Below are 21,038 nucleotides of genomic sequence, written 5' to 3'. Positions count from 1 at the left end.
GTATCTTAAAGCCTATATCATGTATATACAAGGTTGGCCTAAAGCGGTTTGATGACGTTTTACATATATGATAACAGGTTCGATTATGGTATCATTTTAAAATATATACAGCTGAGGCTGACGTTTATCCAAATGCGGTAGGACAAAAAGGGGTTGTTTACTTGAATTCAAAACAGCAGCCGACGACTAGAAAACGCTTGGAGACAATGGCAGATCATGTTGAAGATAAACGTGAAGAATATAAAGAATTGCTGATTCAAGTCCAATCTATTCTCGGTGAACCTTCTCTAGAGCAGGAAGAATTAAAAGAGAAGCTGTCAGATACGTATAAACAAATGAAAGAATATGCCTTATTTGTTGAATCCATTGAAGCCTTTATTCGAAAAATGGCGAAAGAATCTGATCAGCAAAAGTAGGTAAAAAAAGTATGGTGAAAGAGTGTACCTGGGAGCGGGTATGCTTTTTTTATTTTAGTCAGATCATTCAGAAAAATTAAATGAAAGCGTTGACATTTCTTTTGTCATGATACAAAATAAATAAAAATTCATCTGAGCATATACAGGAGGAACGATATGAACCATGCAACCAAGAAATGTCTGATCACCTTTATCATTGTGCTATTTTCTATGAGTTTTCTTCATCCTTCCGTTTCATCTGCCCGAACGCAACACACATCATTTTTTACACCTACTGCCTCCGTACCATCTGGTCAATATTATCGCTCGCAAGAGGTGGCACTCCATTCTCAGGTGCCAAAAGCTTCTCTTTATTACACAACAGATGGCAGCCAGCCGACAACTCAAAGTCAGCGATATAAAAAGCCTATTCAAATTGATACCGATACGACTTTAAAAGTAAGCGTCTACAAAAATAGACATCGCCTTGCTACGTCTAAGTACAATTATCGTTTTGTCACACGAGAGGACATTGCCTCATCTTTTTTATCTTTTGAATATCAAGGAATGCCTTATCGGTTATACATTCCGAAAAATCATAAGAGGGGTAAAGCTTATCCTCTCGTCCTGTTCTTACATGGAGGAGGGGAGCGGGGGACTGATAATCAAAAGCAGTTACTTGCAAATGATGGTGCAGTTTTATGGGCTTCTCCTGAAGTTCAAAAGAAACATCCTGCATACGTACTAGCACCTCAGGCTCGAAATGCTGTGGATGGGGGTTTTGCTTTAACAAGAAACGCACAAAATGAAATCGACCTGACAAATGTGTTTCAATTTTCACCAGATTTACACAAAGCGTATGAAGTGCTTCAGCATGTGTTAACTTCTTATAAGATTGATCAGAAAAGGATTTATGCGACTGGTTTATCTCAAGGCGGATTTGGCTCGTATCAGTTGAACATCACATATCCTCGTTTGTTTGCAGCGATGATTCCTATTGCGGGGGGTGCAGATCCAAGTAAGGCAGGAATTTTAGCGAACAAGCCAATATGGGCATTTCATGCAGAGGATGATTCCATTATTCCTATCAGTTATGCGAGAAATACAATTCAAGCTATTCAAAAAGCTGGTGGAAGACCGATTTATACCGAGTATGCAAGCAAGTATGGGTATGATCATGCATCATGGACGCCTGCTTATGAGACGCCAGGCTTAACAGATTGGTTATTCGCACAGAGACTCAGCTTACGATAAACAAAAACAAAAAAACCGATTCAACCAAGCGGCGGATCGGTTTTTATTGTTTTATTTGTCCAAACGATGTGCGGAATGTTTCGTTGGTCCGATGTATTCGTTTAGTTGGAAAGAGTCTTTAATGGCAGCTGTGATGAATTCTTTTGCTGCATAAATGGCTTCTTTCACGTCTGAGCCGTTGGCTAGTTCAGCTGTGACTGCGGCTGAGAATGTGCAGCCTGCGCCGTGTGTGTATTCTGTGTCGATCTTATCTGTTTCAAGGCGTTCGAAGGTTTGTCCATCATAAAGCAAGTCAATCGCTTTATCTGGGCTTAGCTTACCGCCGCCAGTGATGACCACATACTTTGCACCAAGTTCATGGATGCGTTTTGCAGCTTCTTCCATTTGTTCCATCGTTTTGATCTCGCCAATGCCGCTTAATTGACCTGCTTCGAAAAGGTTAGGTGTGATCACTGTTGCCAGTGGTGTGAGCTTTTCCCGCAATGCTTCAGCGTGCTCTGGGTAAAGGACTTCGTTCGCACCTTTACATACCATAACAGGATCAATGACGACATTTTTCAGCTCATATGTTTTGATCGTTTCAGCTGCGAGTTCAATGACGTCAACTGTTGGCAGCATACCTGTTTTTAACGCATCTACACCGATGCCTTCCACGATCGTCGAGAGCTGCGCGCGGATTGTTGATGTATCGATTGGAAACACTTGATGATCCCAGTTGTTATGAGGATCCATAGCAACGACAACGGTTAAAGCTGTCATCCCGTAGACGTTTTTTTCTTGAAACGTTTTTAAATCTGCTTGGATACCTGCACCGCCGCTTGAATCCGAACCTGCGATGGTGAGTGCTTTATTCATAGACATAGTTGCTGAACCTCCAATGTGATGTGTAACAGTTACTGTTCTATCCCTTATTATAATCAGCTTTTCCATTTATCACAATGAAACGGCATAAAAAAGCGTTCCACTCTTCATGGAACGCCTCATTCTTTATCTTTTACAAATCACCAATTTTCCTTTTTTCAGCTCCTCTAAAAGCGTTAAGGCTAATTCTTGATCGGCGCCGGTCGACATCATTTTGGCCATCAGTTCATCATCCCTGGTGCGAATGACATTGGCGATCTGATCTAAAATCCCTTGATCGACAGCTGTCATGCTCTTTGCTTCCGTATACTCAGTAACGGTATCAGAGCGTTCGGGGTCATACGCAAAAACAAACACATCGTCCTTTGCTGACTGTATCTGTTCGATCGTCTGTTTGGCTTCTTTACTATTCTCAACTGTGAAAAATTCCATTATCATCACTCCTTTTCATCAAAAATTCCCATTTTCTCGATCAATCAAACCGTCTTTTATATCATGAGAAGAAAGCCGATTTATGTTTTAATGAAAAAGACGAATCTATTAAAGGAGTTAGGCCGATATGAAGATTTCTTTATTAATTGTGACACATAACCGGCTGAGCGCATTGTGTGAACTGCTTGAATCCATCTCGAGACAAAGCGTACAGCCTTTTGAAATTGTGGTCGTAAATGATGCAGGAGAGCGAGTGGACGTGATTCAGGAACTCTATCCAGAGCTGCCAATCCGCTTGATTCATTTAGATGAGAATGTCCAGCATGTGAACGCAAGAAATGTTGGGGTGCGGGAGCTGACAGGTGACGTCATTATGCTGAGTGATGACGATGATTATTTTACACCTTGTCATATTGAACGTATGAGCAAGGCGCTAGAAGACGCTGATTTTGTCTTTTCGGATGCGGAAATTGTTTCGTTTGAAGAACGAGGTGCGACTCGTTTTCCAGTATCAAGACGTTTGTTTGCTTATACAGCGGACATTGAGGACATGCGTGTTTTTTCTACATATGTTCCTTCTGGTAGTATGTACAAACGCCGCATACACGATGAGATCGGCTATTTTGATCCAGCGATGCATCACTACTGGGACTGGGACTTTTTCCTGCGTGTTACGCAGCATGCACGAGCCAAACGAGTGCCGACTGCCAGTGTGATCTATGCGTTCTTTGATGGTGGGGGCAATCAGTCGAGTGATCTTGGTGAAACAAGGAAGAACTACTTAGATGACCTGAGTGAAAAGCATGGGCTGGGTGATTTGCCGACAGCAAACTTTGCTGTCCTATTAGAAGAACCAGCGATGAAAAAACGAGAATCAGAGAGTGAGATTGTATGGGATGGAAAACCGATGATCTCAAGATTGGCACAGCAGACAGAAGGAGGACAACCGCAATGAAGCCATTTTTAAATGATAGCTGGTGGGCTGTGATGAAAAGTGAATTTGAACAGCCATATTATCAGGAATTACGTGAGTGGGTAAAGGAAGAATATCGTACGCAGATCGTGTTTCCAAAGCCAGATGACATTTATCGTGCCCTCCATTTGACGTCGTATGAAGATGTGAAAGTCGTGATTTTGGGACAAGACCCTTATCATGGTCCAGGACAGGCACACGGATTAAGCTTTTCTGTTCAGCCTGGTGTCAAACATCCGCCATCTTTGAGAAATATTTTTCAGGAGCTAAAGGATGACCTGGGCTGTCCGGTCCCTAACCATGGCTCGCTTGTCAGCTGGGCAGAGCAGGGTGTCTTGCTGTTAAACACCGTGCTCACTGTAAGAAAAGGAGAAGCGAACTCGCATAAAGGCAAAGGCTGGGAACGTGTGACAGACCGCGTCATCGACGTCCTGAATGACCGAGATCAGCCAGTCGTTTTTGTGCTTTGGGGCAGACATGCGCAAAATAAAAAAGAACGAATTGATCAAAGCAAGCATTACATCATTGAGTCACCTCATCCAAGTCCTTTTTCTGCAAGAAACGGCTTTTTTGGCAGCCGTCCGTTCTCAAAAGTAAACGCCTATTTAAAGCAAATGGGGATCGATGAAATCAACTGGTGTATCAAGGACATCGAATCAAAATAGGACGAGGGAAAATCCCTTCGTCCTGTTTATTTTAAAAATTTGCGGACAATGTCGAGTCCGTTTTTCGCATTTGGATATCGGAAAGAAAAATCAAAGCGATTGGTCTGGCGCAGGACACTTTTTTCATGCGTAAAGGTGAAAAAGCTTTCTTTTCCATGATATCGTCCGATACCACTTTCACCAACGCCTCCAAATGGTAAATATGGAGTGGCGACATGCATCAGCGTATCGTTGATGCAGCCTCCGCCAAATGAGAGGTTGTCTAGAATATAGTCTTCTGTTTCTTTATTGGTTGTAAATAAGTAAAGAGCGAGCGGCTTCGGTCTTGCCTTAATCATGTCAGCTGCCTCTTGAAGAGAGTCAAATGTGATGACAGGCAAAATAGGTCCGAAAATTTCCTCCTGCATCACAGGATCTTCCCATGTAATGTGATCTAGAATGGTCGGTGCGATTTTGAGCTCTTGTTCATTACGCTGTCCACCTGTCACAATCGTGCCATTTGAGAGAAATTGTGAAAGTCGATCAAAATGACGCTGGCTGACATTTTTTCCGAAATGCGGATTTGTTTCAGGCTGGTCCCCGTAAAAGTCACGGATACAGGTCGTCATTTCACGCAATAGGTCCTCTTTGATCGATTCATGAACAAGTAAATAGTCTGGTGCAATGCATGTTTGACCAGCATTCGTGAATTTACCAAAGGTGATTCGCTTCGCAGCGAGCTTGATGTCTGCATCAGGCATGACAATGCATGGACTTTTTCCGCCGAGCTCAAGTGTGACAGGTGTGAGATGCTTTGCGGCCGCTTCCATGACGACTTTGCCGACGGCTACACTTCCAGTAAAGAAAATATAATCAAAAGGCAGTTTCAGAAGCTCTGTGCTGACATCCACACCGCCTTCAACGACCGCTGCAAGATCTTCTTGAAACACGCTTTCCACAATCGTGCCAATCACGTTTGAGACGTGCGGCGTTAATTCTGACGGTTTTAAAGTAACGGCATTTCCGGCAGAAATGGCTCCAACTAATGGCGAAAGGGCCAATTGGAAAGGATAGTTCCAAGGGGCAATAATCAGAACACTTCCGTACGGTTCCTTAATGATCATACTTTTCGATCCGATATGGGTCAGAGGTGTTTTCGCGCGAGATGGTTTGGCCCATTTGTGAAGATGTTTGACGGTATGATTGATCTCTTCATATACCATGCCAATTTCTGTTGTATAGGCTTCCTGTTCGGATTTATGTAAATCATGGGCTAAGGCTTGTAATATGTCCTTTTCATGATGTTTAATGGCTTTTTTCAAATCGTTAAGAAGGCGGATTCTATCTTGAACCGCTGGTGTTTGCACGTTTTTTTGTTTGTGAATGAGTTCAGTGAGTTTGCTCATCTTTCAGTCCTTTCAAAGACGATATTGTTTCTTTTTTATTATGTGTGAATCTTGAGTAAGGGTCAAATAAGAGGAACAGAAGCACACAGCTTTGAAAAAAGGAACCCATTCAGTTTGTTCATTTGGTAAAATAATGTTGGAAAACGAATTTTTTAGATTGGAGGGTCTACCCTTGAATATTCATATATCAAGTCTGCTTCAAAAAATGGAGGAAGCCATTCAAAAAGCAAAACAAAGTGGAAATGATGAAGAGGTGAAACGTCAAGCGGCGGTCATCTCTTCACTATGTGATGTCATTCTCGACACATCATCACAGGTGCAAATGCCGCAGTCTTCGGTCATTTCACCACCTCCATCTATACAGACACCATCTGCACCGGCTGTGTCTACGGATCAAGCCATGCTAGAGAAATTGATGGGCACTAGCGGTGCAAAGAAATTTCAGCATAAAGAAGAGGGTCAACAAGAGAAAGATGGCAACGGTGACTCTATTTTTGATTTTTAATGGTCTTGTCACGACAAAGGGAAGGTGATCGGGTTGAAACTATTTTTGGGCGCCATTCAGTGGATGGCATTTTTTATCGCAGCTTCTATTGCTGTGCCGATTGCGATTGCACAAGCATTTGAATTAAATCAAGTGCAGTCGGCGGAACTGATTCAGAGTACATTCTTTTCACTTGGACTTGTGGCGATGGTGCAGTGTTTATGCGGTCATATGTTGCCGATCAATGAAAGTCCAGCAGGGCTGTGGTGGGGGGTATATACCCTATATGCAGGCATGACAGGGACGATTTTTGCCACATATCCTGAAACCTTGCAAGCATTACAAGGGGCTTTAATTTTTAGTGCTGCGTTCTTTTTTATTTTTAGTCTTTTTAAAATCATTAATTGGCTTGCGTCTTTATTTACGCCCGTTGTCACAGGTATTTATTTGCTGCTACTTGTTGTGCAGTTAAGTCAGCCAATCATGAAAGGGCTGATGGGGATCGGCTATCGGGGAAATCAGGTAGATGGGCTTGTCTTTTGTCTATCGATCTTGATTATTGTCATCACCTTCATGATCAGCCGCTCAAAATGGCATTATTTAAGACAGTTTTCTGTGTTATTCGCACTTGCAGGCGGCTGGCTGTTATTTGCTTTACTCGGACTAGCGAAGCCAGTTCGCATTCCTGAGCAGATCATTGAGTTTCCAAAGCTATTTCCATTTGGCATGCCGGTCTTTGACAGCGGACTGCTTGTCACGTCCTTTTTTATTACGATCTTACTCATTGTGAATATGCTGGCAAGTATTCGAATTGTGGAAAGTTCCGTGAAGGCATTTGGTGAACTGCGTGAGCGGAAACGAGCCAGACCGGCTGGTTTTGTCGCCGCATTTGGTCATTTGCTAAGCGGACTGATTGGTGCGATTGCGCCTGTCCCTATTTCGGGGGCAGCGGGCTTTATACAAACAACCAAAATTCCATCGAGAAAGCCATTTTTTATTGGCAGTCTGCTCATTGTCCTCATTAGTTTATTTCCATTATTGATGAGCTTTTTCTCTGCATTGCCTTCTCCTGTGGGGCTGGCTGTGAACTTTGTGGTGTTCTCTTCTATGATTGGGATTGCTATGTCTGAATTCGATCAGTATGAAAAAGAAGACATCCCGCGCATTCGATTTGTGCTTGGCATCGCTGTTTTAGCAGGCGTGGGCGCAATGTTTGTGCCGCAGGGGGCATTGAAAGGCATGCATCCTGTGCTGATTTCTTTATTGAGCAATGGTCTTGTGCTTGGCACACTGATTGCGATTGTGGTCGATCAAGTGCTACTGCGAAAGAAGAAGAAATCCGACAATCTCGTGTCAGCATCATAGGAAAGTTGAATGTTGGATAAGACCCGCGCTATGATAAACATAATTGATGAGATAAGGAGAATGACTAATGAAACTATTTTTCATATTAGGTGCCATTAACGCCATGCTTGCGGTTGGTCTTGGAGCCTTCGGTGCACATGGACTGGAAGGGAAAATTCCTGAAAAGTATATTGAGATATGGAATAAAGGGGTTCAATATCAGATGTTCCATGCAATTGGCCTATTTATTGTCGCCTTTCTGGCAGATAAGCTGTCAGGTGTTTCTCTAGTGCCGACCGCTGGCTGGGTGATGCTGGCAGGCATTCTTTTCTTCTCAGGAAGCCTTTATGTGCTTGCCTTGACTCAGGTGAAGATTCTAGGTGCCATTACACCAATTGGCGGAGTGGCATTTATCGCTTCTTGGATCATGCTAGTGATTGCAGCAGCAAAAAATTTATAAGATAAAAAACCGATGCTCTCATAGGGGCATCGGTTTTTTCTTAACTCCAATAAGGAGAATAGTTCGGAGGTGCTTGATAATAAGGTACATAGTGAGAAGGGGGGACAGGGTGCGTTTGTGTCTCTTCCTCCCGGTGGCAGAAAGGTCCGATAAACACACCAGGTTTCACAGGCTGCGTCGCCTGCTTCCACTGCGTTTCGTTCATGCAATAAGTATGTGCCATGATGTGTGAAGGCGTGAGGGTTAGAAGGTCTGAACCTAAGATGACTTCTGGCGTCGATGCGTTAAAAATGGCTAACAAATGGGTTTTGTCCTGTAAGGCGACTTCATAATGCCACCAGCCTTGTGGCACATTGGCTACCTGCCCAGGGGTAATGGTGTAGGTGGACAGTTTTTTTGTAAAAGGGTTCAACATGGATACAGCAGCAGAGCCGGCGATACAATAAACAAGCTCGGCAGCATTTTGATGATAATGAGGCTCTACTACTTTGCTTTTACTCAAATATATATCCAGCAGAGATACTTGATCGAGCGAATTTAATTGTTTTTTTCCTAAAACATTAATCAGGTTGTGTTGGTCATATTTCACAAGGGGGCTTTGGTTCAGATCAAATGAATATTTGACATTCGGCGATGTATAATCCAGCTCAACAGTCATTGATGTCACCTCTAGGCGTTTAATAAAAACTACTAGGCATCTTATGAGCCTTCCCCCGAAGGTGTGTCAAAAACCTAGACAAAAGAAAAAAGCAAGGGCGTCTGCACCTTGCTGCTGATAGGACCTTGAGGTTATCTCGGAGAATACGTAGACATCGAGTATGGATAGTCATATTGAATTTCCCCATCAAACGTAATGTAATCAAGGTAGATTGTTAATAATAAGTATCGTGTCCCAGTTTTGTTATCACTAATGATAATGTGATCACGTCCTGCGGCCTCAATGACCCCTCTAAAAATCTTAGAGTTCCATTCTTTACTTGCCTCAAACGTCATATAGATCGTGGCTACTTTGCCGCGGTTTAATCGTAAAATATTTTCAATATAGGACTGCTCAAGCGGCAGCTGACCGGTGACGTTCTGCTGATAAATCGGTCCAGAAGGAATTTGATAGGGCTGCCCGCCACTTTGCCCACCTTGGCCTCCTTGTGAAGTACCAGTAGACGGCATTGGCGAATACCCCTGCTGCATTTGACCTTGCATTTGACCCTGCGTTTGGGGAGGGACTGAATAACCCATCTGCTGCGCAGGATACGGATTTGCTCCATATTGTTGCTGGCGAAAATCTTGACCTTCGAAACCCGAACCTTGCCCAAATTGATTTTTCAATTTCATAACGTTCCTCCTCTTTCCTCATGGTGTTCTAAACAGAAGGCAGAAAAGCGCCTGTTGTTTCCATAGCATTCTTTTTCTCTTTCACACTATGAGACAGGAAGAGAGAATATGTATATTGAACGAAAAAAAGGAACTGCTTTGTGCAGTTCCTCAGCGTGTAGACAAACCCTCGCATTCGGTGTCAGTCCTGCGCTTCGGTGCTCACGAATGTCAAATTCGCTCCGCGCCGATGCTCGTCCTTCCTAGACTGCAAAGGTTTTCTATCACGCTAAAAAGAAGACAAAGGGCTAAAATAAAGTTCATTTTAGCCCTTTGTCAACAATCTGAGGAACTGCTTTGTGCAGTTCCTCAGTATTCAGACAAACCCCATATTCGTACTGCCTAGACTGCAAAGGTTTCCAACAATCTAAGGAATGCCTGTTTACATCAACCAATTCATAGCCCGCTGGACGTCATAGAGAAGGGTCATGATGAGAAAAAATAAGGCAATCGGTGTGATGGCAATGATAAAGGCCTGCCATATTCTCAGCTTCATCACAGCGACAAGGCCTAAAACAGCCATCCCAAATATCCATGTCTTGGTATACGCATCAACCAGTGGTAAAACACTGAGATAATACCATACTTCATAGTGCTGGTCTAAATAGGGTGAGATTTTCACAAATGTATACGGACCAAGCAACCCCACAGTAAAAATCCAAGTAAGAGCAAATAAGGTGGAAGGAAAAATGACCGTCAGTGTGCAAGCTTTGAGCACATCTCGATACGGCGCTTTACTGCCAAAAAACAGTCGCCCTAACCACTGTAAAATGAATGAACCGAAAAATAGAAGAAAATTGCCTACTAAAATACCAAAACCTGCTCCGTGTAACAGAATAAAAGGATATGGAATATGATTGCCCATATACTCACTAAAATACCCTTCGTACATCCAGCTAGTACCAGCGATACTTGCAAGGAGTATCATCAGCCACATGGGAATAGAGGTATGTTCATATGAGCGAATAATCGTTTTTGTCGCGACAAAAATTTTAAAGAATCGAAAAAAACCTTTTACTTCCTCTTCTTGGGAGAGATCACTCTTCATATACTCCAATGTTCTTTACTCCTTTAATACACATAAATGATTACTTATATTACCAAAATTTTTACGTTTTTCAAAGATAGATCATGAAAAAAATCCAATTTTATAAAAAATAGGTCACTCTACAGTCTCTTTAAGAGGAGACACATATGATAACCATAGTTTAAAAGAGACCGAGGTGAAAACATTGACGAAAGTAACGGTCATTATGACGAGCTACAACAAAGCGGCCTACGTTGGCAGATCAATTGAAGCGGTGCTGCAGCAGACCTTGTCAGACTTTGAACTTTTTATCATGGATGATGGATCAAACGAACAAACCCTTGCTGCTATTGAGCCTTTCCGTAAAGATCCACGCATCCATTTTATCCAAAGCGGGGTGAAAACGCTGGAGGAAAGAACGGCGAAAACACGCTATGCCGTCCTCATTAATCAAGCATTAGAACAGGCAAAGGGCGAGTATATTTCCTATGCCACAGATGACAATGTCTATGCACCAGACCGTTTAGAGAAGCTCACGAATTATTTAGATGCTCGTCCAAATGAACATATTGTCTATTCTAGTTCAAAAGTTATCTATTTAAATAGCGAAAAAGAGCCAGTAAAGGAAACGATTCGACCTGCGCAAACGGTGCAGTGGAATGCACCTTGTGCTATTGATCACTGTTCAGTTGTACATCGTGCATCCATTTTAACAAAGATTCAAGCTGAGTTTGGATCCTACTGGGACGAGAGTCCGCATTTTTATCGAATAGGGGATGCGCGGTTCTTTTTTAGATTAAATCACTTTTATCCGTTCTACCCTTTTGATGAGGTATTGGATACAAACTACATCACAGAACAGTCTATTCATTATCAGTTGGCAGAAGATGAGAAAAGCGATTTTATTCAAGCACTTCCTCCGCAGTCTACCTGCAGGGAGCTCCGTCATATATTAAAGCAAAGACATGGGAGGTGACCTTAAGTGTCGCATTATATTCATCATTATTGGCAGGTGTACTTTGAGTATGTGAATCTGATGAAAGACTTAACCTATCGCCACATCCCCCTTGGATTAATCAGTAATTTTTATCAATACATCAGCCTTGAAGTGAGGGAACGTATGGATGATGAGGCGTTTGGTGAAGAGCTGACAACGACTTGTCCAAAGCCACAAGACATTCAGCCCTTTTTTGATCAGCATAAACAGCAGATCAAGCGTACCCCTTATCGTCCGAGTCATGGAAAGGTGCTGCTTCACTTTGAACACCTGCGTTTTACTGAACAAAATTACATGCGGTTCCATCCGAACCAAACAGTGGTGCTCGCACGCTGGAAGAAGGCTGATTATTTCGGATTACCAGTGATCAGCAAGCCGGAATTAGCCGGAGAGGTTAATAAAGAAGCCCATGTTGAATATATTGAAAAAGCAAATGCTCTATTGAAACCTTACGCCCAGCATCCTGTTTTTGGCAATGTCTTTTTTAGAGAAAAGCTTCGGAAGGACCTTGTGCAATTTATTGATGTGATTGACCAAATAGAAACGCTATTTGAGATGCAGCCGATCACAGCTGTCGTAGTTGGTACGACGGAGGATGCATATAGCCGTGTGCTCGCCTTGCAAACCGTGAAGCGCCATCTCACAAGTATTTGTCTTCAGCACGGTGCGCTCATGGGAGATGAAGCCTTTTTGCCGATTTTCACCACCTGCCACGGAGTGTTTGGAAAATATGAAAAGGACTGGTATGTAGACAAAGGCTGTCAGCCTGAGCAGGTGGAGATCACAGGTCACCCGAGATTTGATTTGGTGCAGGAGCGAACACCGCTTCAACAGGAAATGGTCTTTCGTAAATTGAACTTCAATCCTGCCAAAAAGACTGTGCTCGTGGCGACACAGCCGTTTTCAGAAGCCTTTTACGGTGATGTTCTTAAAACGATTGCAAAACGGAAAGATATTCAGCTGATTATGAAGCCGCATCCGTGGGAAATCGCTCGAAATCGATTAAATGACTACACTGCGATTGAACGTGCGGGGAACCATGTGAGATTAATTAAAAAAGAGATCGACTTGTATGACCTCCTGCCGTATATGGATATGGTCATTACGCTCACATCAACAGTTGGTCTGGAAGCAATGCTCTTTAAAAAGAGTGTACTGATTGGAAAAATGACAGAAGGCAGAAGATACCCTTATTACGAGTCGCTTGGCAGCTGCCACATGGAAAACCCTATTGAGTTGGCCGAGAAAGCGATCCGTATTTTATCGGATGAACAAGAAATGAAGCTGGCGAAACAGCAAGGAGCTCGTTTCATTCAAGAGCATTATCCGCATGCACAATCGACCGATGTTCTGCTTTCTCTGCTCAAAACAAAAACAGGCGTGGATTTTCAGAGATGAAGATAGGGGTGTGCAAGCGATATGGGACAAAAGAGAGCACAATTTCTTCCTTATGCACTGCCTTTTATTGAACAGGAAGAAATTGATGAAGTCATTGGAACATTAAAGTCCGGCTGGTTGTCCACCGGACCAAAAGTTAGACAGTTTGAAGAAGAGTTTAGGCAGCTGACTGGAGCGAAGCACGCAATAGCAGTCAATTCATGTACAGCTGCTCTATTTTTAGCGTTAAAGGCGAGAGGCATTGGAGCTGGTGATGAGGTCATCACAACGCCTCTGACGTTCTGCGCAACAGCCAATACGATCATCCATACGGGGGCAGCCCCTATTTTCGTGGATATTGATCCGGCGACACTCAATCTAGATGCGAAAAAATTAGAAGCGGCCATTACACCACATACGAAAGCGGTTGTCCCTGTACATTTTGCTGGTCAATCGTGTGATATGGACCAAATTTTAGCGATTGCCAGAAAATATGATTTGTTCGTGCTGGAGGATGCCGCTCATGCCCTCTATACGACCTATCATGATCAACCGATTGGATCAATTGGTGATGCGACCGCTTTTAGCTTCTATGCAACGAAAAACATAGCGACTGGTGAAGGCGGCATGCTGACGACAAATGATGATGCACTTGCGGCTAGAATCAGAAGGCTGGCGCTTCACGGGATGAGTAAGGGAGCGTGGAATCGTTATGGAGAAAAGGGAACATGGTATTACGAGGTCGAGGAACCGGGCTATAAAATGAACATGTTTGACGTGCAAGCATCGTTAGGGCTCGTTCAGCTAAGCCGGTTGAAGGAGATGCAGACACGTAGAGAACAGATTGCGAAGACATACAATCAGGCATTTCAACATGAAGCTGGTCTCATCTTGCCGCCTGTACATGATGAGGGAAGACATGCGTGGCATTTATATGTGCTGCAAGTTGATCCAAAAGAAGCACTGATCACACGCGATGACATGATTGATCAGCTGCAAAAGGAATATAAAATCGGCACGAGTGTTCATTTTATTCCCGTTCACTTGCATCCATATTATCAAGAGACCTACAACCATTCACCAGAGGATTTCCCTGAGGCACTCACTTATTACAAACGAACGCTTTCGCTCCCGCTCTATCCAAGTATGACAGATGAAGATGTGCAGGATGTCATCACCGCAGTTGTGTCAATTTTAAAAGACAAGAAGGCCTCTTCATGAAAGTCGTTCATGCAATAGATGATCAGGTGCTGGCAGCTTGGCTGAAAACATATGGTCATGAAGCAGGACGCATGACAGGATTCAAGCAGTTTGCTCTTGTCAGCGGCGCTAAGCTCAAAGCAGTGCTGTTATACGAATGGTCCAAATGGGAGAGCGGCATTTTTGACAAGCATATTTTTCATGTGAAGTTTGTGGAAGCTGAATCAGCGCTGCTCTTTAAAGAATTGATGGAGAGATTCATCAATTGGATGAGAACAGAAAAATGTGATTTTTTCTTTTTACGTCTTGAGGCGGCTGATCTTGAAAAAAACCGCATTGTTCAAAAACTATCCCATGTGTATTATGTCGGTGGTCTCACTAGGCTTGAGGCACCACCTGCCCTCATGGAGATGCCATCATCAGATCAAGATGTGGTGATGGGTGTGCCAGATGAAAAGGATTACGATGAGGCGGTCTTACTAGGTGATCAGGCTTTTGTGAAAAGCCGTTATGCCCTTGATCCATATTTAGACCAGCGTGTTGTTCAGCATTTTTATCAGGAGTGGATGAGAAACAACTTACTCGGACGCGCAGATATCAACCTCGTTGCCAAGGTGAATGATGAAGTGGTTGGCTTGATTCAAGGTATGACAAAGGGGCATGAGATGGGGCTTGAGCTTTTTGCGATTAGACCGGATGTTCAAGGAAAAGGGATCGGAAAAAAGCTGTTTATTGAGATGATGAAAGTGTCTCATCACAGAGGGCATCACTTCATTTCTGCGGGGACACAGCTTCATAATACGACAGCCATTCAGCTGTACGAAAAGATGGGGTTTAGGACAATGAATACTTTTCTGTATTACCATGTGTGGCCGAAAAAAGGAGAGAGGTAAGATGGCGCATTTCTATATCGGAGATCGCAAAGTGGGAGATGGTTCGCCTGTCTTTATCATTGCAGAGGCAGGCATTAACCATGATGGAAAGCTGGATCAGGCACTTGCTTTAATTGATGTGGCAAAAGAAGCAGGGGCTGATGCGGTGAAGTTTCAAATGTTTCAAGCGGATCGGATGTATCAAAAGGAACCGGGGTTATACGAAACGGCCAAAGGAGAAGAAGTGTCTATTTTTTCTTTAGTGGAACAAATGGAGCTGCCGCCGGAATGGCTACCTGTCTTATTGAGACGTTGTAAGGAAAAAGGACTGATGTTTTTAAGCACCGTGTGTGATGAAGAATCGGCAGATTTATTGAATCAAACGAATCCACCTGCTTTTAAACTGGCATCCTATGAAATCAACCATTTGCCTCTTTTGCGTCATACGGCTTCTTTTCAAAAGCCGATCATTTTTTCAACAGCTGGAGCCACCATTGCTGATGTTCATGAAGCATACGAAACGATTACGAGCCAGCAAAATAAGCAAGTCGCCATCATGCATTGTGTGGCAAAGTATCCAGCACCTAGAGCATATACGAACCTGCGGGTAATTCAAACCTTAAGGTCCGCTTTCCCTGAAGCAGTCATTGGCTTTTCAGATCATAGTGAACACCCGACGGAAGCGCCAGTAGCCGCTGTGAAGCTCGGGGCAGCAATGATTGAAAAACATTTTACAATAGATAAAACATTACCCGGAGCGGATCATTCATTTGCTCTTAATCCTGAAGAATTAAAGGAAATGGTTCAGTACATTCGAGCAGCAGAAAAGCAGCGGAATCAAGCGGAAATAGACGTTCATTCATTACCAGAGGAGCTTCTTGGCAGTTCTTATAAAACGACAACAGCCATTGAAGGGCAGATTCGAGAATTTGCGTATCGAGGAATTTTTACGACAAAAGGCATTGCAAAGGGAGAGACCCTCACGTCAGAAAATGTAGCTGTGCTGCGCCCTGGACAAAAAAATCAGGGGTTGCATCCGCGGTATATGCCGATTTTACTTGGCACAAAGGCTGTGAGAGACATCCCAGCCCATACAGGCGTTTCGTGGAAAGACGTACTCACGCAGGAGTCTCATGATGATGCATGATGTGCTTTTTGTCATTCAGGCTAGGATGGGGTCAACAAGACTGCCCAAAAAAGTGATGAAACCGATCGGCGGCATGGCGCTGATTGATTTGATTGTGGAGCGGGTGAAGCAATCAGATGATTACCATCACAAAATGCAAAACCTTATGATTGCCACAACGGTCGAGCCAGAGGATGACTATTTGGCTCAATACTGTATGTCAAAGGGTTATAAGGTGTTTCGAGGCAGTGAGGCAGATGTGCTTGAGCGGTTTGCGCAGATTGTCCGCCAATTTGAACCTAAAACGGTTGTACGTTTAACGGGGGACAATCCATTTATAGATCCTTCGCTTTTGTCGAAAATGCTTGAAAAACATAGACAGGAAAAGGTTGATTACACATATACGAACGGAACACCACTCGGTATTTCCGGGGAAATGATTGAGGCATCTATTTTATGTGAAATCGACAAATTTCCCCTCACTTATTCAGAACGTGAGCATGTCACGCTGTATATCAGAAAGCATCCCGAGCAATTTCACCTTCAATTATTCACACCGCCCAAAGAACTTGCATATCCTGCTTATCGATTCACGATTGATACAGAAGAAGATTATGTGTTTGCTACCTGTTTATTAGAGAAAGCTGGTGGTTCTATTGCTGTGCCGACAGCTGAGCTCATTTCTATCTGTGAACAACATCCAGACATTGTTCGTTTGAATCAATCTGTGAGACAGAAGGATGCTGAATGAACAAAAAAATCATGATTGTTGTTTATGGGGGTTTTTTAAGAGGAATGGGTCATGTCGTCAGAATGAAACGTTTGGCAAAAGAACTGCTTCAAGAAGGGAACGATTTATATTTCTATACAAATGATCAAATTTGTGTAGAAATGCTTTCGCACCCAGAGTGGCACGTTCAGATGGTGCATGAGCCGAATGCGCTTCTCCAAATCCAACAAGATATCAAAAAGCTGATGCCTGACCTTTTAGTCATAGATGTCCTTGATTGTGATCTTCAGTTTCTTCAAATGATCAAAGACTCCTGTGGTAGTGCGAGGCTGGTCTTATTTGAGGAAAAAAGAGAGGAAGCCTGTCAGCTTGCAGACACGGTCATAAATGGCATTTATGGCGGTCTGGACGGGAAGCACGAGCAGGTTAATGGCACGGTTTATTATCATGGAACGCCCTATTTATTGTTAGATCACGAGTTTAAACGATTCAAAGACACATATGAGGTTCGGAAAGAATGTAAAAAGGTGGTCATCAGCCTTGGCGGCAGTGATCCGTGCGGCCTGTTATCAAAGGCTGTATCGGCGCTTCTTCAAACAAATCACCTAGACATTTTAGCGGTCGCAGGAAAAGCCTCTCACATCAAAGAGCAAGTAGAGGCGGAACATATCCAATTCATTCAACATACAGATCAACTACCGGTTCTTTTATCAGAAGCTGATGTGGCTATCGTAGCAGGCGGTATGACGTTATATGAGGTAATTTGTATCGGGGTGCCCAGCATTGTCCTATCGCAAGTAGACCACCAAGCAGTGACAGCGAGCATGTTTGCGCAAAAGGGCGCTTGTTTTCACCTTGGATTAGGAGACCTTGTGGAAGAAAAAGACCTGTTGCAAGCTGTTCAAAAACTGTCTGGCAGCTATTTTCTCCGCAGAAGCATTCATCTTAATGGACGTTCACTCATTGATGGAAAAGGAATCGAACGAGTGAAAAACATTCTTATACACCTCATGAATTCACACCAAAAAGAACATAAGGATGTGTAGATGTGAAGGGAGTTATTTTAGCAGGAGGAAAAGGATCACGGCTGGCACCATTAACGAAGATTTTCAACAAACACTTGCTGCCGGTTGGTCCATACCCGATGATTTATTGGTCATTATTCAAACTGAAAGAAGCAGGAATTGTAGATGTGATGCTGATTTCACAGGAAGAACAAATTCCGTTGTTTCAAAAGTTACTGGAAGATGATCGTGAACTTGGGATGAACATTGTGTATCAAGTACAGCCAGAAGCGTCTGGTATTTCCGATGGTTTATCCTATGCAAAGCCCTTTGCTCAAGGGGAAAAATTTGTGCTGATGCTTGGTGATAATGTATTTGAAGATTCATTACGCCCTTTTGTCGACGCCTTTAGGCAACAAGAAAGCGGAGCCAAGGTTTTATTGAAAGAGGTGACAGATCCAAAACGGTTTGGCATTGCAGAAATTGATCCTGCTCATCACCGAATTTTATCAATAGAAGAAAAGCCAAAGCATCCGAGGTCATCTTACTGCGTCACGGGCATCTATTTTTATGATCAAGATGTCTTTCAATATATAGAGGAAATCTCGCCGTCAGATCGAGGTGAACTAGAGATTACTGATGTGAATAATCTTTACATCTCAAATAGCCAGCTGACCTATGATATGTTAAAAGGGTGGTGGATTGATGCAGGAACACATGAATCTCTCCACGAAGCATCTACAAAAATGTTTGAAACGATGAAGGAAAAAGAGGGATACGAATGACGAAGTCTTATTTAATTACAGGTGGAGCAGGGTTTATTGGACTGAATTTTGTGAAGCTGCTGCTTCAAGAGTCCGATGTCCGGCTTACCGTATTTGATAAATTAACATATGCCAGTCATCCAAAGGAAATGGAATATTTATCAAAGCTGCCTCATTTCCGTTTTGTCCAAGGAGATATCACGCTGCAAGACGAACTGGATCAAGTATTTGATGAAGCCTATGATGCCATCATTCATTTCGCAGCAGAATCACATGTCGATCGCAGTATTCAGTCAGCAGAACCCTTTATCCAAACAAATGTCCTTGGTACCTATCGTATGCTTGAAGCTGTTTTAAAGGGAAAGGCGAAAAAACTTATTCATATTTCGACAGATGAAGTATATGGAGATTTGGAGCCGGATGATCCTGCTTTCACAGAACAAACACCACTTTCACCGAATAATCCTTATTCAGCAAGCAAGGCAAGTTCAGACTTGCTTGTGAAATCTTATATCCACACCCACCAATTACCCGCAATGATCACAAGATGCAGCAACAACTACGGACCTTATCAGCATGAAGAAAAATTAATCCCAACCATTATTAGAAAAGCGGTCAATGGTGAAAAGATTCCGATATACGGAGACGGCCAGCAGATCCGCGATTGGCTGTATGTAGAGGATCATGCGAGAGCCGTAAAACAAGTAGTAGAAAACGGAACAGCCGGTCAGGTGTACAATATTGGCGGTGGCAACGAGAAAACAAATCTTGATTTAACCAAAACCATTCTCACACATCTAGGCATCTCTCATGACCAAATCGCGTTTATTCAAGACCGGAAAGGGCATGACAGGCGGTATGCCATTGATGCCAGTAAGCTAAAAGAAGAGCTTGGCTGGGTGCAGGCAACTTCATTCGAAAAAGGTATCGAAAAAACGATCGATTGGTATCGTGCCAAATATGATCAAAGTGAAGAAGGGTGACCGATGAAAGTTTTAATCACCGGTGCAGGCGGCCAATTTGGGAAAGAATTGACGAAACAGCTGAAAGAAAAAGACATCACAGTCATTGCTTTAACAAGGAGTATGCTGAATATCACAGATCAACAGGCAGTCAGACATGCAATGAGACATTTCTGTCCGGATATTGTTGTCAGTGCGGCTGCTTATACGTCTGTGGATCAATGCGAAACAGAAACGGAAAAAGCCTATCTTGTGAATGGGATTGGCGCCTACTATACAGCGCTTGAGGCTAAGAACGTAGGGGCTGATGTATTACATGTCAGCACAGATTATGTGTTTGATGGGCAAGCGGATACCCCTTACCAAGTTGATGCACAAGCAGATCCGCAAACCATTTATGGAAAGAGTAAAAAACTTGGAGAAGAATTGATTCATCTTGTGTCAGATGAAGTGAAGATCATTCGGACATCGTGGCTTTATGGACATGAGGGACATAACTTTGTGAATACCATTCTTCGGCTGGCTGAAACGAAGGATCATTTGCGCATCGTCAATGATCAGTTAGGGTCTCCTACTTATACAAAGGATGCCGCAGCAGCTTTGATTCACTTGTTTGACCAGAAAGCAGGTATTTATCATGTCAGTAACCGAGCAAGCTGTTCATGGTTTGACTTTGCGGCAGAAATTGTGGCAGCAAGCGGTCTGTCTACGACAATTGAGCCCATTTCCACTGAAGAGTACGGTTTCCAAACACCTCGGCCCGCCTACTCTGTTTTAGACCTGCAAGCGATTGAAGCGACAGGCTGGAAGCCAAGACATTGGAAGGATGCACTTCACGAATACTTGCAGAAAGAAGGGAGATTCGAGCAGCATGATTGATGGTGTTCAAACGAAAAAACTCATGAAACATTGTGATGATCGCGGCTTTTTCGCAGAGCTTATTCGAGATGACGAACCGATGCTGAAGCGATTTGGTCAGGCATCATGGTCGAAAAGCTTTCCGGGCGTGATCAAAGCCTTTCATTATCATGAAAAACAAGACGATGTTTGGTTTTTCCCAGCAGGTCATGCACAGGTCGTTTTATACGATTTGAGAGAAGATTCCCCGACAAAGGGTCAAACCGATGTGTATTATATGGGAGAAGATAATCCGATGCTGCTCCTCATCCCAAAGGGAGTTGCCCATGGCTACCGCGTATTAGGGGAGACGCCGCTGCAGATTGTGTATTTTACAACAGAATCGTACGACCCAAAAAATCCAGATGAGAAGAGAATTGCGTGGAATGATGAGGGAATCGGATTTAATTGGGAAACGACATTTAAATAGAGAAGAGAGGCCTTTCGCAGGAGAAAGG

General features: G+C 43.2%; 24 protein-coding genes. 18 read left to right on the top strand and 6 right to left on the bottom strand.

Annotated elements, in window-relative coordinates; translation table 11 throughout:
• Positions 1 to 161 precede the first annotated feature (161 nt).
• On the top strand, positions 162 to 416 hold the full coding sequence (locus MHI20_RS11625) for a hypothetical protein (RefSeq protein ID WP_008359596.1): 255 nt from the start codon (positions 162 to 164) through the stop codon (positions 414 to 416).
• A 156-nt stretch (positions 417 to 572) separates the two neighbouring features.
• Positions 573 to 1,649 carry a chitobiase/beta-hexosaminidase C-terminal domain-containing protein gene (locus MHI20_RS11620; protein ID WP_340938502.1) on the top strand — a complete coding sequence of 359 codons (1,077 nt, stop codon included), beginning with the start codon at positions 573 to 575 and terminating at the stop codon, positions 1,647 to 1,649.
• Positions 1,650 to 1,700: 51 nt separating this feature from the next.
• On the opposite strand, the gene MHI20_RS11615 is transcribed toward MHI20_RS11620, so the two are convergent.
• Positions 1,701 to 2,510, bottom strand: a complete 810-nt coding sequence (locus MHI20_RS11615) for a bifunctional hydroxymethylpyrimidine kinase/phosphomethylpyrimidine kinase (RefSeq protein WP_335358163.1) — start codon at positions 2,508 to 2,510, stop codon at positions 1,701 to 1,703.
• A gap of 126 nt (positions 2,511 to 2,636) precedes the next feature.
• Positions 2,637 to 2,942 (bottom strand): general stress protein, encoded by a 306-nt coding sequence (locus MHI20_RS11610; protein ID WP_008343646.1) that lies wholly within the window; start codon positions 2,940 to 2,942, stop codon positions 2,637 to 2,639.
• A 127-nt stretch (positions 2,943 to 3,069) separates the two neighbouring features.
• Between MHI20_RS11610 and MHI20_RS11605 the strand changes: the two genes are divergently transcribed.
• Positions 3,070 to 3,897 (top strand): glycosyltransferase family 2 protein, encoded by an 828-nt coding sequence (locus MHI20_RS11605; protein WP_024719483.1) that lies wholly within the window; start codon positions 3,070 to 3,072, stop codon positions 3,895 to 3,897.
• A complete protein-coding gene (locus MHI20_RS11600) occupies positions 3,894 to 4,580 on the top strand; it encodes a uracil-DNA glycosylase (RefSeq protein WP_017360124.1) in 687 nt (228 codons plus the stop codon). Before MHI20_RS11605 ends, MHI20_RS11600 begins: the two co-directional genes overlap by 4 nt.
• Before the next feature lie 26 nt (positions 4,581 to 4,606).
• On the opposite strand, the gene MHI20_RS11595 is transcribed toward MHI20_RS11600, so the two are convergent.
• Entirely contained in the window at positions 4,607 to 5,965 is a 1,359-nt protein-coding gene (locus MHI20_RS11595) for an aldehyde dehydrogenase (RefSeq protein WP_144667599.1), read from the bottom strand.
• 172 nt (positions 5,966 to 6,137) lie between these two features.
• Between MHI20_RS11595 and MHI20_RS11590 the strand changes: the two genes are divergently transcribed.
• From MHI20_RS11590 to MHI20_RS11580, 3 genes are all read left to right on the top strand, one after another.
• Positions 6,138 to 6,470 (top strand): YwdI family protein, encoded by a 333-nt coding sequence (locus tag MHI20_RS11590; protein ID WP_008343634.1) that lies wholly within the window; start codon positions 6,138 to 6,140, stop codon positions 6,468 to 6,470.
• Between the two features lie 33 nt (positions 6,471 to 6,503).
• A complete protein-coding gene (locus MHI20_RS11585) occupies positions 6,504 to 7,814 on the top strand; it encodes a purine/pyrimidine permease (protein ID WP_041507947.1) in 1,311 nt (436 codons plus the stop codon).
• Between the two features lie 67 nt (positions 7,815 to 7,881).
• Positions 7,882 to 8,253, top strand: a complete 372-nt coding sequence (locus MHI20_RS11580) for a DUF423 domain-containing protein (RefSeq protein WP_003215282.1) — start codon at positions 7,882 to 7,884, stop codon at positions 8,251 to 8,253.
• 40 nt (positions 8,254 to 8,293) lie between these two features.
• On the opposite strand, the gene MHI20_RS11575 is transcribed toward MHI20_RS11580, so the two are convergent.
• The 3 genes from MHI20_RS11575 to MHI20_RS11565 all read right to left on the bottom strand — a co-directional run bounded on the left by MHI20_RS11575 (position 8,294) and on the right by MHI20_RS11565 (position 10,681).
• On the bottom strand, positions 8,294 to 8,911 hold the full coding sequence (locus tag MHI20_RS11575) for a cupin domain-containing protein (RefSeq protein ID WP_019743221.1): 618 nt from the start codon (positions 8,909 to 8,911) through the stop codon (positions 8,294 to 8,296).
• A gap of 131 nt (positions 8,912 to 9,042) precedes the next feature.
• On the bottom strand, positions 9,043 to 9,585 hold the full coding sequence (gerQ, locus tag MHI20_RS11570) for a spore coat protein GerQ (protein ID WP_007497781.1): 543 nt from the start codon (positions 9,583 to 9,585) through the stop codon (positions 9,043 to 9,045).
• Between the two features lie 421 nt (positions 9,586 to 10,006).
• A complete protein-coding gene (locus tag MHI20_RS11565) occupies positions 10,007 to 10,681 on the bottom strand; it encodes a YIP1 family protein (RefSeq protein ID WP_340938476.1) in 675 nt (224 codons plus the stop codon).
• Positions 10,682 to 10,856: 175 nt separating this feature from the next.
• On the opposite strand from MHI20_RS11565, the gene MHI20_RS11560 reads away from it, so the two are divergent.
• Genes MHI20_RS11560 through MHI20_RS11510 form a run of 11 tightly spaced genes read left to right on the top strand, consistent with a single transcriptional unit; the run spans position 10,857 to position 21,010 of the window.
• Positions 10,857 to 11,627, top strand: coding sequence for a glycosyltransferase family 2 protein (locus MHI20_RS11560; RefSeq protein WP_039165390.1), 771 nt, complete (start codon positions 10,857 to 10,859; stop codon positions 11,625 to 11,627).
• 6 nt (positions 11,628 to 11,633) lie between these two features.
• Positions 11,634 to 13,046, top strand: a complete 1,413-nt coding sequence (locus MHI20_RS11555; RefSeq protein ID WP_340938473.1) for a capsular polysaccharide export protein, LipB/KpsS family — start codon at positions 11,634 to 11,636, stop codon at positions 13,044 to 13,046.
• Between the two features lie 21 nt (positions 13,047 to 13,067).
• Positions 13,068 to 14,246, top strand: coding sequence for a DegT/DnrJ/EryC1/StrS family aminotransferase (locus tag MHI20_RS11550; protein WP_045033856.1), 1,179 nt, complete (start codon positions 13,068 to 13,070; stop codon positions 14,244 to 14,246).
• Positions 14,243 to 15,118, top strand: coding sequence for a GNAT family N-acetyltransferase (locus MHI20_RS11545; RefSeq protein WP_056408421.1), 876 nt, complete (start codon positions 14,243 to 14,245; stop codon positions 15,116 to 15,118). The genes MHI20_RS11550 and MHI20_RS11545 overlap by 4 nt, the downstream gene beginning before the upstream one ends.
• 1 nt (position 15,119) lies before the next feature.
• On the top strand, positions 15,120 to 16,244 hold the full coding sequence (locus MHI20_RS11540; protein WP_110487181.1) for an N-acetylneuraminate synthase family protein: 1,125 nt from the start codon (positions 15,120 to 15,122) through the stop codon (positions 16,242 to 16,244).
• Positions 16,234 to 16,974: a cytidylyltransferase domain-containing protein gene (locus tag MHI20_RS11535; RefSeq protein WP_061420581.1), complete on the top strand. Its 741-nt coding sequence runs from the start codon at positions 16,234 to 16,236 to the stop codon at positions 16,972 to 16,974. Before MHI20_RS11540 ends, MHI20_RS11535 begins: the two co-directional genes overlap by 11 nt.
• Positions 16,971 to 17,999 carry a glycosyltransferase gene (locus MHI20_RS11530; RefSeq protein ID WP_193803914.1) on the top strand — a complete coding sequence of 343 codons (1,029 nt, stop codon included), beginning with the start codon at positions 16,971 to 16,973 and terminating at the stop codon, positions 17,997 to 17,999. Before MHI20_RS11535 ends, MHI20_RS11530 begins: the two co-directional genes overlap by 4 nt.
• Positions 18,000 to 18,001: 2 nt before the next feature.
• Entirely contained in the window at positions 18,002 to 18,742 is a 741-nt protein-coding gene (locus tag MHI20_RS11525; protein ID WP_110487179.1) for a sugar phosphate nucleotidyltransferase, read from the top strand.
• Positions 18,739 to 19,704, top strand: a complete 966-nt coding sequence (gene rfbB / locus MHI20_RS11520; protein WP_144667614.1) for a dTDP-glucose 4,6-dehydratase — start codon at positions 18,739 to 18,741, stop codon at positions 19,702 to 19,704. The genes MHI20_RS11525 and rfbB overlap by 4 nt, the downstream gene beginning before the upstream one ends.
• Before the next feature lie 3 nt (positions 19,705 to 19,707).
• Entirely contained in the window at positions 19,708 to 20,562 is an 855-nt protein-coding gene (gene rfbD / locus MHI20_RS11515; protein ID WP_340938448.1) for a dTDP-4-dehydrorhamnose reductase, read from the top strand.
• Positions 20,555 to 21,010: a dTDP-4-dehydrorhamnose 3,5-epimerase family protein gene (locus MHI20_RS11510; protein WP_024719468.1), complete on the top strand. Its 456-nt coding sequence runs from the start codon at positions 20,555 to 20,557 to the stop codon at positions 21,008 to 21,010. The genes rfbD and MHI20_RS11510 overlap by 8 nt, the downstream gene beginning before the upstream one ends.
• Positions 21,011 to 21,038 lie beyond the last annotated feature (28 nt).

It is taken from the genome of Bacillus sp. FSL K6-1106, from assembly GCF_038005245.1.
GTDB lineage: Bacteria > Bacillota > Bacilli > Bacillales > Bacillaceae > Bacillus > Bacillus altitudinis.
This window is presented reverse-complemented; position numbering and strand designations above follow the sequence as displayed.